This is a genomic window from Phormidium sp. FACHB-1136 (assembly GCF_014697375.1).
Classification (GTDB): domain Bacteria; phylum Cyanobacteriota; class Cyanobacteriia; order Phormidesmidales; family Phormidesmidaceae; genus Nodosilinea.
This window is the reverse complement of record NZ_JACJRS010000015.1, coordinates 62,549-74,799: the sequence shown is the minus strand read 5'-3', so window position 1 is coordinate 74,799 and position 12,251 is coordinate 62,549. Positions and strand designations below refer to the sequence as shown.

Genomic DNA, 12,251 nt, shown 5'->3' with positions numbered 1-12,251 from the left:
GTGGCCAAAGACTTCAAATCTACGATGTCCATTGTCTTTGATGATGCCCTGCCACAATGGAACTACACTGCCGTCCCAGAAGTACAGGTTATTTAATCCACATTCCTTAGAAATAGTACGAACTTACCTATGGGTGCATCGACTCCTCCCCCCAAACGACTGCTTGATCAAGTGCGGGATGCCATTCGGCTAAAGCACTACTTTTACCGCATGGAGCAGATCTATGTGCAGTGGATTCGTCGGTACATCCTGTTTCACAATAAGCGCCACCCGAATCAAATGGGGGTGCCGGAGATAGAGGCGTTTCTGGCCCATCTAGCAGTGTAGGAGCACGTAGCGGCCTCTACATTCCAGGGCTAATCCGCCAACTGTTGGGCCAGGGCTTGGTGACGGTGTAGGAGATCGGTGCCATCCAGGGTCAGCAGACCATCGGGGCTGAGGACGGTTTTGCCGTGGATGACGCTGTAGTCTACCCGGTCGATGGGGCAGAAAATCAGTGCCGCCACGGGGTCGTAGGCGCTGCCGGAGAGGGTAAGGCGATCTAGGCTAATGGCGACAAAATCAGCGGCCATGCCGGGGGCAAGGGCACCAATGTCGTCTCGGCCTAGCACCCGTGCGCCGCCGAGGGTAGCCAGTTCCAGGGCTTCGCGGGCGGTGAGGGCACTGGCGTCTTCCTCCCGCACCCGTGCCATTAGGAACGCAAGGCGGGCCTCCCCTAGCAGGTGGCTACCGTCGTTGGAGGCGGATCCATCCACCCCTAGCCCCACGGGTACGTTATGGTTCAGCATTTTGCGGATGGGGGCCATGCCGCTGGCCAGTCGCATGTTGCTACAGGGGCAGTGGGCCACGCCTGTTCCAGTTTGGCCAAAGCTGTGGATGGCCCGGTCGTCGAGCTTGACGCAGTGGGCGTGCCACACATCTTCCCCCAGCCAGCCCACGGAGGCCGCGTAGTCTCCCGGTGTGAGGCCGAAGGTTTGCAGGCTGTAGTCCACATCGCTGTTGTTCTCCGCCAGGTGGGTGTGCAACCGCACCCCAGGGTAGGAACGGGCCAGGGCGGCGGATTCCTTCATCAGGTCGGGGGAGACACTGAAGGGGGAACAGGGAGCCAGGGTGATGCGTACCATGGCATGGCGCTGGTTGTCGTGGTACTGCTCGATCAAGCGCTGGGAGTCCTTCAAAATCGCGGCTTCGTCCTCTACGAGGGAATCTGGCGGCAGACCGCCCTTACTTTGGCCCACGCTCATGCTGCCCCGGCTGGCGTGGAACCGGAGGCCGATTTCCTGCACGGCTTCGATTTCGTCGTCTAGCTGGCAACCGTTGGGAAAGAGATAAAGGTGGTCGCTGGCGGTGGTGCAGCCGGAATAGATCAGCTCCGCCGCCGCCACTTGGGCACTGAGGCGAATCGCCTCCGGCGTCAGGCGTTGCCAGAGGGGATAGAGGGAGCTAAGCCAGTTGAACAGGGCGGAATTTTGGGCACCGGGCACCACCCGCGTGAGGGTCTGGAAAAAGTGGTGGTGGGTGTTCACTAATCCGGGCAGTACTAGGTGATTCTCCAGATCCATCACCCGATCCGCCGTTTGGGGCAGGGCGTCCGTTGGCCCCACCTGCTCGATGACGTGATCGCGAATGAACAACCCGCCGCCGCGAATCTCCCGCCGCTGGCCGTCCATGGTGATTAGCGTGTGGCAGTTCTTGACGAGCAGCGTGGTCATGGGCAGGTCATCCTCGCACAGCGGTAATTCAACGACTATCACACTCCCGTCCTAGGCCACATTCCCCTAGGACTCGGCGGGACTGTCAGGAGTATCGACTATAGTAGGCTGAAGCCGGGGCTAGGATAGCGTCCTACAATACCGACATGGCTTCCTTGGTTGGCTTCGGTTATTGCCCTGTTCTCCCCTGCCGCTGCACCCACTCAGCCACGCCATCGGCCATGGTTTCCGCCAGTTGGGCCTGGGCTTGGGGGTCAACGATCCATTCAAACTCGGTGGGGTTGATCATAAAGCCCAGTTCCAGCAGCACCGAGGGGGCAACGTGGGGGCGGGTGAGGGCGAGGTTGTTCCAAAACACGCCGTAGGAAGGTCGGTCTAGCTCAGTGACCAGGTAATCATGCAAAAACTGGGCTAGGTCGTGGGCCTGGGCATGGAACCAAAACATGCCAATTCCAGCCGTGTTGAGGGCATCGCCGCTGTCGGGCAGGGCGTTGTAGTGGATGCTGAGGGCGAGGGTGGGCTGGTCGCGGTTGATTTGGGCGGCGCGGTCGTTGGGGCCGCTGGTGCTGTCGTCGGTGCGGGTCATGATGACGGTGGCTCCCCGCCGTTCTAGGGCTGCTTGCAACAGCAGGGATACATCCAAATTGACGGTCTTTTCGGGGATGCCATTGGGGCCGCGTGCCCCCAGTTCGTCGCCGCCATGGCCGGGATCAATCAAAATCGTGGTGCCCTGGAGGGGTAGGCGACCCAGGCGAGGGGGATGCTTGAGGGACAGAATCAGGGTGGTGCCTTCGTAGCGCAGGTTGTAGCCCCACTGCTGATCGGTGGCAAAGTGGAAGGTGTATTCCGCCTGGTTGGGCAGAATCGGTTGCCAGTCGAGCCGTTCAATTAGGCCATCGTTGCCGACGAAGATGGTGTCGGTTTGGGGAGTGGTGTTGTGCAGCGTCAGGGTGAAGGTCTCCCCGGTTTGGTAAACGCTGACGGGAACGGGCACCTGCAACGGGAAGGAAACCTCCGTCCAGTCGCCCACCTGGCGAGAGGTGATGCCGCGAATGAGGGAGTGCGGTGGCGCACCACTGGGGACGAGTTGGGTTTCACTGGTGCGAATCCAGCCACCATAGTCGAGCCGTAGCCAGTCGCCCTCCCGTCCGGTAATTTGGGCGCGGGTACCCTGGGGCAGGGGTGTGAGGCGAGAATAGTCGGTGCTGGGGCCAGTGCGGGCCACCCCGGCAGCGGCGGTCACTTCGGCCACTTCAATTTGATTGGATGCAAGGAGGCTGACCTGCCCAGGGGCGCTGACGGTTTCCGTGCGGCCTTGGTACACCAGACGATAGGTGGGTTGGCCCAGGTTGCCCGTCCGATCCGTCGTCAGGCAACCCCGGTAGACCATGGGGCCATCTAAATCCACGGGATTGTTTTGATCCACCAAGACCGCCGCATTGCTGGGCAACTGGCTGGTCGCCTGGGGCAGCAGGGTTATGGGTTGGTTGGCTAATTGGGCTGTGACCATCGCTGAGGCGGGGCCAATGGCTGAGAGACAGATCAACTCATCGGGCTGACGGGTTACGTTGACCTGGGGCCAAAGGGAATCGACCACAAAACCGGGTGGGTCGGGCAGGGTGGGGCCACTGGGCACACGGGTAATGATGAGATCCAGCGTTTGGCCCCCTTGGGTTAGGGTGAATTGGTTGGGGCCAAGTTCTAGCGGCAGGCTGGGGGCAAAATGTCCGGCGGGGCTGCGGTTGTCAATGGGAACGCCGTTAATGAACATAGGCTGACTGGGGTCGGCGGTGCCAATGAAAAAAATCTGCGCCGCCGTGGTTTGGTGATTGGCCGGGGGATACACCACTTGGATCGATGACTGCGCCATCGCCACCTCCGCCATGCCAACCCCTGCCACCATGCCCAGCGTTGCCGCCCATCCCCAGGACCATGCCATACCTGTTTCCCCTCCTCCTTCGCTCACTTCAGCGCCAGTGCCTTTATCAGTACATTGATGAAGATGTTTGAAAAGTCCTATGGGCTGTAGCAAACGTGGAGATCCCCCTAAATCCCCCTTAAGAAGGGGGACGTTAATACCCCCCTTTTTAAGGGGGGCAGGGGGGATCGGCAGGTGACTAAAGCTCCAGCAGATCGCTGTTCAAACGCCCTCTTAAGCGTTGCGTTTAGGCGCTCATGGATACCGACGCCAGTCCATCCCTAGAGTTCGCCACAGTCTGCAATCACCACAGGCTGGGAGGTTTGGCCGCTACGGCTACCTACTTGTTCCATGGTTTCAACGACATCCATCCCTTCGACGACGCTGCCGAAAACGACGTGCTTGCCATCTAGCCAGGGCGTGGATACGGTGGTGAGGAAAAACTGTGAGCCGTTGGTGTTGGGGCCAGCGTTGGCCATGCTCAGCAGTCCAGGGCTCGTGTGCTTGAGGGTAAAGTTTTCGTCGGCAAATTTGGCTCCGTAGATCGACTCGCCCCCAGTGCCATTGCCACGGGTGAAGTCGCCCCCTTGGCACATAAATTCGGGGATGATGCGATGGAAACTCGATCCTTTGAAGTGCAGGGGTTTGCCAGCGGTGCCCATGCCTTTTTCTCCGGTACACAGCGCCCGGAAGTTCTCGGCGGTTTTGGGGGCAACATCAGCCCGCAATTCCATCACAATGCGGCCAGCGGGGGTGCCGCCAATGGTGATATCAAAAAAAACCTTGGGATTGGTGGAGTCTGTCATGGGTTCGTTCAATTCGTTCAGGGATGGGTATGAGTCAGGATCACGGGGTGTAGGCCGAAGACCATGGAGCCATACCCACCGAGCCTAGGGCATGGGGTAGGGCGCAACGGTATGTCATCGGCTTAGGGTAGCACCCCCGTTGGCATTATCCCGCATCCTCGCGGCGTTTCCATGGGCGATGCCCCTAGCGCATGGATGGGGTGAGAAATTAAGAAATTCTACCGCTTGTGGGCGGGGCCATTGTTGGCAGGGGTTTTCCGGTACTGTTTAACTGGATGCGCCTGAACTCGGTTTGCCTGTCCTGGATTCGCTTGAACTAGATTCGACCATTCGGATCAGCGTATCGTTGGAATCTAGCCTTTTGAAACGTTTGGATTAGCGTATCGTTGCCGCCCATTAGTCACCATGGCCTCCCTGCGATCTACTGTTACCGTCCTAGCCACCTGCACCCTTAGCGCTGCCGCCCTAGGCCATCTCGCCTTCCCAGCCTCAGCCCTAGCGGAGGAAGCCCTAGAAGCTCCGGTTTTCCCGATTCCCGACCAGCTTCCAGCCAATGCCACCCTCACCCTCGATGGGGCATCCAGTATGGTGCTGGTCAACCAAGGGTTTCAGCAGCGGATGCTAGAGCGGTTTCCCGACCTGACCATTCAACTGAACACCAGCGATGCCAATACGGCCCTCGAAAATCTGCGGCGGGGAGAAGCCGATGTGGTCGCCCTAGGGCGTCGTCTGACGGAGGAGGAACGGGCGCAGGGTTTGGTGGAGGTGCCGATCAGCCGCGAGAAAATTGCGCTGATTGTGGGGCCGCAAAACCCCTTTAGCGGTGGCCTCACCCTCGATCACCTCGCCCCGATCTTCTATGGCGAGATCAACAACTGGGCGGCGTTGGGTGGCCCTGATCTTCCCCTCCGGTTTGTGGATCGGCCCGCCAGCAGCGATACCCGACAAGCGCTAGGGCAATATCCCGGTTTTGCGGAAAAAGGGCTGAACCCTGGCCCCACCGTGACCCCCGTGACAGAGGACAGCACTGATGCCGTGATCGCTGCCTTGGGCAATGATGGCCTGGGCTATGCGGTGGTATCCCAGGTGCAAGGCCGAGGGGATGTGCGTCTGCTAAGCGTGGATGGGGTGCCGCCTACCGATGGCCGCTATCCCTACTCTCAGCCCCGCCTCTACGTCTACAACGGCAACAACCCCAGCCCCTCGGCCCTAGCCTTTTTGGGCATGGTGAATACCCCAGCCAACCTCACCCCGCCGCCCGTCATAGCCATGGCTACCCCCGCATCCGAGGGCTCCGTGGCGGAGACCCCAATCAGGGCCACCCCAGCGGCTATCGATCCGACCATTGCGGCCCCCGTAGAGGCTGAAGTCAATGCCCTTGACTCCCCAACCGCCCCCAACCCAGTGACCAGTAATGCCGCCCAACCTCGCCCCTGGGCAGAGCGGGAACAGGCATGGGGGTGGCTGGTGGCTATTCCGCTGTTGGGGGGGCTGCTGTGGTGGTTGCTGCAACGTCAAACCCAGCAAACCGCCGTGGCCATGGCCCCTCAGCCAGAACCCACCGGACGCCTGGTGCTTACCCCGCGCCACTGTCGCCGTGCCTACGCCTATTGGGAAGTGCCCGACGAACTGCGGGCCAAGCAGCGGGAACGGGGTGGACGTGCTCTAACCCTACGGCTTTTAGACGTCACCGACCGCGATGTGGAACGCCACCCCCCCAACCGGATTGACCAGTTCCCTGTTACGGAAGAGCAGCAGGATCTACACATCCCCATTCCCGCCGATGACCGATCTTACCTAGCAGAATTAGGCTATGTCACCCAGGAAAACCACTGGCTCCCCCTCACTAAATCGGCAGCGGTGCATGTACCCGCCTGTGCCGTAGCCCCCGATTCCGCCTCGGCTGCGGCAGGAGGAGGCTAGTACAGTGTCAAGACTAAGAATTAGGGATCCGACAGGCTCAGCCCGAACGTGCCGTTTACGGTCGTCCTGAGCCGTGAGCTATGAGCTTGTCGAATAGTCGAACCGTCGAAGGGCTTTGAGGATATCTGCAACCCTAAATAACCCTGACAAACCACTAGGCATCTGTATTAATGTCAAATTCATGTTAAGCCTATCCACCTTAGTCTAATAGGCGGCGGGAAAGCCCTAGGGGTGGGGTGGGATTAGGGACAGCAAAAAAATCCCGAAGCCCATGCAATTTTTGAAGGTAAACAGCCCATAATAGGGGTCGGACAACAGAAGGGAGCGCAAACCATGCCAAGAACGCCCAGTGAATACGTGATTCACATGCTGTTTGATGGGGGCCATCACGAAGAAGTGCGCTTCTCCTCCATCCAAGACTTTCAGAAATGGTACAGCGGCGAACTGATGCCGAAAGCCGCGTCCGACGAATTTATTACCGTGCCCCTGCCCAAGGTCAATCCGGGCGAGTATATGGTGATCCGGCCCTCCCGCCTTGCCGCCATTCGGGTGGAACCCGTCTTCAGTTCCAGCGTCGAACGATATTAGCGGGTCTCTCGGTAGGCAAAGACGTGATGGGTATAGATCGGTTGAATCGTCGAGCCGTGGGGTTAGGACGATTGGTGCTGGGTGGGCTGCTAGCATTGCTAGCGGCTCAGGGGTCTAGCTTGGCCATGGACAGGGGTCAGGCGATCCGTGGGTTTTCGTCCATGGGAGAACGGCTCGGCCCAGCCAGCGCAAGTGATGTTTTGGCCCAGGCTACGGTTGTCCCCAATCCGGTGCCCATGGTACCCCTGCAACCCGTCCCCACAGCAGAAATGGCCGATTTTTGGGCCACGGTGCATCTGCCCCAGGATCGTCGCCCCCTGTTGCAAGCCATTCAGCACAGCCTTACCTACCTGGCGACCCCCAAGGCCGCTACGGACTACCAGGCCCAACTCACACCGGGCATTACCCAGGAACGGGTGACCCGCAGCCTGCGCCGCCTGCGCCAGTTGGTGCAAAATAGCCCCAACGATGCCGCCTTCCAAGCGGCCCTAGCGCGGGAGTTTGTGCTGTACCAATCCACAGGGCGAGATGGCGAGGGCACCGTGGGCTTTACAGGCTATTTCGAGCCTTACTTTGCCGCCAGCCCCGTCCCCACCGCCGAATTTCGCTATCCCCTCTATCGTCGCCCCGCCGATTTAGACACCTGGCCGACCCCACATCCTACCCGCCTAGAGCTAGAAGGAATCGACGGGTTGCAGGGGAGTCGGGGGCCATTGCAAGGGCTGGAGCTGGTGTGGCTGGCGAGTCGTTTAGAGGCTTTCCTGGTGCAGGTGCAGGGTTCCGCCAAGCTGGGCCTCACCGATGGCCGCGTGATGACCGTGGGCTATGCCGGACATACGGACTATCCCTACACCAGCATTGGCCGCGCCCTGGTGGAGGACGGCAAAATCGCCGCCGAGGATCTATCCCTGCCCAATCTGCTGGCCTACTTCGAGGCCCACCCCGACGAACTCGACACCTACATTCCCAAAAACGAGCGGTTTATTTTCTTTCGAGCCACCGATGGCGGGCCACCCACGGGCAGTCTCAGCGTTCCCGTCACCGCTGGCCACTCCATCGCCACCGACAAAACCCTAATGCCGCCCGGAGCCATGGCGATCATCCAAGCGCCCCTGCCCCAACGCACCCCCAGCGGCGATTGGGACAGCCAACCCACCACCCGCCTCGTGCTGGATCAAGACACGGGCGGCGCGATCATCGGCCCCGGTCGGGTGGATCTCTTTGTCGGATCTGGCCCCGAAGCGGGCGAACTGGCGGGCCGCATCAACACCCCTGGCCACCTCTATTACCTGCTGCTCAGACTATAGCTCCTGAAACCATCCAGGGCAGCGGGCGGGGTGGGAGCGGAAAGGGATGTAGGCGTTAGATAGGTTAGATATCCGCCAGTGCTTTGCCGTCGGGGTCTTCCAGGACGAATCCCGCATCACGGATCATGTCGAAATCGGCCTGGGCGGCTTGGCCGGGGGTGGTGAGGTAGTCGCCGATGAAGATGGAGTTGGCGGCATAGAGCCCTAGGGGTTGCAGTTGGCGCAGTTGGACTTCTCGGCCCCCGGCAATGCGGATTTCTTGGCTGGGCAGCAGCAGCCGAAACAGGCTGAGAATGCGCAAACACTGACGCGGGGTGAGTTCCTGACGGCCTTCAAAGGGGGTGCCGGGGATGGGAATGAGGAAATTGAGGGGAACGCTGGTGACGTTGATCTGGCGTAGGGTCAGGGCCATGTCGATGATGTCGTCGTGGCTTTCGCCCATGCCAAAGATACCGCCAGAGCAGGTGGTGATGCCCGCCGATTGCACCGCCCGCAGGGTGTCCATCCGGTCTTGGAAGGTGTGGGTGGTGCAGATGTCTTCGTGGTGGGCCTCGGAGGTATTGAGGTTGTGGTTCACCCGATCTACCCCGGCTTCGGCGAGCTGTTGGGTTTGCTGTTCATCCAGAAGGCCCAGGCAGGCGCAGAGTTTCATCGGGTAGCGGGCTTTCACCTGGCGTACGGTGTCGAGCACTTGGCTAAACACCCGCTCCGAGGGAGACCGCCCAGAAATGACCATACAGAAGGTGCCCGCCTTGAGACTGTGAGCCCGTTCGGCAGCGGCTAGGATTTGATCCTGGGCCATGAAGGGATATTTTTCGATATCGGCGCTGGAAATTTTGGACTGGGAGCAGTAGTGGCAATCTTCGGGACAGAGGCCGCTTTGGGCATTCAGCAAAAAGTGTAGCCGCACCCGATTGCCCCAGTGGTGCCGCCGCACCCGATACACCGCCGCCAGCAGTTCTAGTAACTCCTCATCCGCCGAGGCCAGCACCCGGTGGGCATCGTCCCGACTGATAACGTCCCCAGCCAAGGATTGATCTGCCAGGGCAAACCAGGGGGAAACGGTCGAGGGGGCGAGGTCAACAGCGGACAGAGGCGCAACGGTCATCGAACGGAATTCCTTGAGGTGAGGGAGGGAAGGGAAGGGGGAGACTAGGATGGATTATCTAAGATTCGCACGTCTACGGTGCTGGTATTGAAGTTATAGAGATCGCCATCAAGTTCAATGGGCGTCCCTACCTTCACCTTGCTGTTGCCAAACACCGGGCCAGTGTCGGTAATTTGCGCCTCTCCCTCCAGAGTGATCAGCATGTCGATGGTGTAGTTGAGTTCTGGGCGCGGGTCGGGCATGGCAAGGACACTGCCATCGGGTTGGGGCACGGTGGTGGATCGAGATAGCCGCTGCACAGACTTCACCTTGACCTGTCCGTAGGGCTGGTTACGGATAATAATGTTGACGGTCTCAGCGTTTTGGATGGAGTTAAACAACTGATCGGGATTGGAGGACGACAGCCCCCGCACCATTAAATCCACCTCGACGGGCCGCATCGTTGCCCCCACCTGGGCCACCGACCCAGACGTTCCGGGGTAGAGGAAAATGCCACCTAGCACCATCAAAATAATCAGCGCGGCTCCCACGTCGAGCAGGCTGACTTTGCCAAATAGGCGTCCTTTGGAGTCGATGATTGTCATGGTGATGGGTGCCCCTCTGGGCCTAGAACAGGATAGGAACGAAGGCATCAGCCCATGGGCCAAGCCGATACCATTGAAGCATAGGCCAGCCCCTCTGTGTTGCCTTGCGGTGGGAACTGGCACTTCTCCGGCGATTGATGCGTCTGGGGAACGAAATGGGCATCCTGATATTACGTTGATAGGGCACACCTCCCATGTTTTTAAGACTTACCACCGCTTCGCGCACCCTTGTGCGCTACCTATATCGACGGGGTCTCTACGTTGTGATGGCGCTGGTGTTGGCGATGGGGATTGGGCTGGCCACCCCCACGCCCTCCCAGGCCAACTTGCTGGAGTTGCTGTTCCAGGGGGTTCGATACATCCAGCTCAGTAATATGTCCGACCGGGACGAGGTGGCTTTGGGGAGCCAAATTGACCAGCAGCTCAAGGCCCAAGGGGTGACCATCTATCGCGGCAACCCCGCCATTAACGAGTATGTGAATGCCGTTGGGCAACGCCTCGCCGCCACCAGTGATCGGCCCCAAATCCCCTATACCTTCCAGGTGGTGGCCGATGACAGCATTAATGCCTTTGCCACCACGGGCGGATTTGTCTATATTCAAACCGGACTGCTTCGCGCCGCCGCCAACGAAGCCGAACTGGCCGGGGTGATGGCCCACGAAATTGGCCACATTACCGGACGCCATGTGATTAATCGAATGCAGCAGGCCGCCATCGCCAACGGCATTGCTGGAGCCCTGCGGGTGCGCCAGGATACCCTGGTGAATCTGGGGATGCAGTTGGCCCTGGAATTGCCCAACAGTCGCGAGGCTGAATACGACGCCGACCGACGGGGCTTTGTCAACATGGGGCGAGCAGGCTACGACACCACCGGGTTCATTACCTTCATGCAAACCCTGGAACGTCGAGGCGGCACCCCACCGGAGTTCCTTAGCAGCCACCCCAATCCCGGCAACCGCGTCAGCAACCTTCAGGCCATGCACAACGAAGGCACCTTTGCCGCCAACGCTGGCGTGGGCACCGATGCCGCCGCCTACCAAGCGATCATTCGCGGCCTGTAGTCCTCCCCATCAGCAAAAGCCCCTAGGTCAGCAACGACGCTAGGGGCTAAGGCTCAGCCATGGTGAGGCTGAGGGGGATCTGGGATTAATTCGCTGAGAAGATCATGCTGCCGCTGTCATACATCAGCTCGATAATCAGTTGGCCATCCCGGAAGAAGTAGCTGTTAGCGCTATCCAAACCCCGCAGGAAGGCGGCGTCGGAGGAACCCTCGGCACAGGCCATGCGGGTGGTAGCTACCCCGGTGATGTTGATGCGGTTGTCGGCGGTGGTGGCAAAGCTGCCCCGCCCCCGGTTGCAGTCGGCCTGCACGACGACGCCACCATCATCCATGAACTCAATCGTGTAGCTTTCGGGGTTGTTGGGAACGGTTTGGGAACCGTCGTTCATTTGGATTTGCTGGAGCTTCCAGACACGACCCACCAACGAGGGAGTCGCCGATTCCTGGAACCGCATGGTGCCGCTGTCAAAGGCCAAATCAATAAAGAGTTGGCCATCCTGGAAGAAGAACAGGTTGGCGTTGCTGAGAGATTGGGTGAAGTCACCACCGATGGAACCCTCGGGACAGGCGGCTAGGGTAGTGGCAATGGGATCGACGCTAAGGCGGCCAGGTTCGGGCACGGTAAAGCTGCCCCGGCCCCGGTTGCAGTCAGCCCGCACGGCCATGGAACCATCGTCCATAAACTCGACGGTGTAGTTTTCTGGGGGCTCAGCCACTAAGCGTTTGCCGTCGTTGAACTGAATGTCCTGGAGTTCCCAGACGCGGCCCGTGAGCGATACCGTGGCGGAGGGAGAGAATTGCATGGTGCCACTACCGTAGGCGAGGTCAATGAACATATCGTCGCCCTCGAAGAAGAGCATGTTGGCATTGCTCAGACCTTGCAGGAATCGGGTGTCGATGGATCCCTCAGGGCAGGCGGCGGTGGTGGTGGGGCCGAGGGTGATGGTAATGCGGCCATCCACCAGGTTGAAGGCTCCGGCGGCGCGGTTGCAATCGGCCTGGATGAACACTTCCCCAACCTCCGTAAATTCTACGGTGTAGTTCTGGGGCGGATTGGGCACAAAGAGCGCACCATCATTCATCTGGATTTGCTGAAGTTCCCAGACGGTGCCGACGAGGGCATCCTGTTCATCCAGGCTAACGGGCACCATACAGGCCGTCCCCATCCAAGCGACGGAAGCGGTTACAAAAGCGGCGGTACGAAAGGCGTTCATGGATTTATTTACCAAATTTGACTCGAAAGAC

General features: G+C 59.8%; 11 protein-coding genes. 5 read left to right on the top strand and 6 right to left on the bottom strand.

Annotated features, from left to right (window positions below; translation table 11 throughout):
- The first annotated feature begins 129 nt into the window (after window positions 1–129).
- Window positions 130–327, top strand: coding sequence for a phage integrase N-terminal SAM-like domain-containing protein (locus tag H6G62_RS06960; RefSeq protein WP_199324800.1), 198 nt, complete (start codon window positions 130–132; stop codon window positions 325–327).
- Window positions 328–356: 29 nt separating this feature from the next.
- On the opposite strand, the gene H6G62_RS06955 is transcribed toward H6G62_RS06960, so the two are convergent.
- From H6G62_RS06955 to H6G62_RS06945, 3 genes are all read right to left on the bottom strand, one after another.
- Window positions 357–1,754: an 8-oxoguanine deaminase gene (locus H6G62_RS06955; RefSeq protein ID WP_347239303.1), complete on the bottom strand. Its 1,398-nt coding sequence runs from the start codon at window positions 1,752–1,754 to the stop codon at window positions 357–359.
- A 127-nt stretch (window positions 1,755–1,881) separates the two neighbouring features.
- Complete coding sequence (locus H6G62_RS06950; RefSeq protein WP_190493410.1) at window positions 1,882–3,651, bottom strand: N-acetylmuramoyl-L-alanine amidase; 1,770 nt, start codon at window positions 3,649–3,651, stop codon at window positions 1,882–1,884.
- A 260-nt stretch (window positions 3,652–3,911) separates the two neighbouring features.
- Window positions 3,912–4,436, bottom strand: a complete 525-nt coding sequence (locus H6G62_RS06945) for a peptidylprolyl isomerase (RefSeq protein ID WP_190493408.1) — start codon at window positions 4,434–4,436, stop codon at window positions 3,912–3,914.
- A gap of 405 nt (window positions 4,437–4,841) precedes the next feature.
- On the opposite strand from H6G62_RS06945, the gene H6G62_RS06940 reads away from it, so the two are divergent.
- The 3 genes from H6G62_RS06940 to H6G62_RS06930 all read left to right on the top strand — a co-directional run bounded on the left by H6G62_RS06940 (window position 4,842) and on the right by H6G62_RS06930 (window position 8,254).
- Window positions 4,842–6,359, top strand: a complete 1,518-nt coding sequence (locus H6G62_RS06940) for a DUF4912 domain-containing protein (RefSeq protein WP_190493406.1) — start codon at window positions 4,842–4,844, stop codon at window positions 6,357–6,359.
- Between the two features lie 333 nt (window positions 6,360–6,692).
- On the top strand, window positions 6,693–6,947 hold the full coding sequence (locus H6G62_RS06935) for a hypothetical protein (RefSeq protein WP_190493404.1): 255 nt from the start codon (window positions 6,693–6,695) through the stop codon (window positions 6,945–6,947).
- Window positions 6,948–6,973: 26 nt separating this feature from the next.
- Entirely contained in the window at window positions 6,974–8,254 is a 1,281-nt protein-coding gene (locus H6G62_RS06930) for an MltA domain-containing protein (protein ID WP_242051863.1), read from the top strand.
- A 64-nt stretch (window positions 8,255–8,318) separates the two neighbouring features.
- Here the strand turns inward: H6G62_RS06930 and bioB are convergent, their stop codons facing one another.
- Together bioB and H6G62_RS06920 are read right to left on the bottom strand one after the other, a co-directional pair.
- Window positions 8,319–9,362: a biotin synthase BioB gene (bioB, locus tag H6G62_RS06925; RefSeq protein ID WP_190493402.1), complete on the bottom strand. Its 1,044-nt coding sequence runs from the start codon at window positions 9,360–9,362 to the stop codon at window positions 8,319–8,321.
- A 44-nt stretch (window positions 9,363–9,406) separates the two neighbouring features.
- Window positions 9,407–9,946, bottom strand: coding sequence for a DUF4330 domain-containing protein (locus H6G62_RS06920; RefSeq protein WP_190493400.1), 540 nt, complete (start codon window positions 9,944–9,946; stop codon window positions 9,407–9,409).
- 194 nt (window positions 9,947–10,140) lie between these two features.
- Between H6G62_RS06920 and H6G62_RS06915 the strand changes: the two genes are divergently transcribed.
- Window positions 10,141–11,007, top strand: a complete 867-nt coding sequence (locus H6G62_RS06915) for a M48 family metallopeptidase (RefSeq protein ID WP_190493398.1) — start codon at window positions 10,141–10,143, stop codon at window positions 11,005–11,007.
- Window positions 11,008–11,092: 85 nt separating this feature from the next.
- On the opposite strand, the gene H6G62_RS06910 is transcribed toward H6G62_RS06915, so the two are convergent.
- Window positions 11,093–12,220 carry an META domain-containing protein gene (locus tag H6G62_RS06910; RefSeq protein ID WP_190493396.1) on the bottom strand — a complete coding sequence of 376 codons (1,128 nt, stop codon included), beginning with the start codon at window positions 12,218–12,220 and terminating at the stop codon, window positions 11,093–11,095.
- Window positions 12,221–12,251 lie beyond the last annotated feature (31 nt).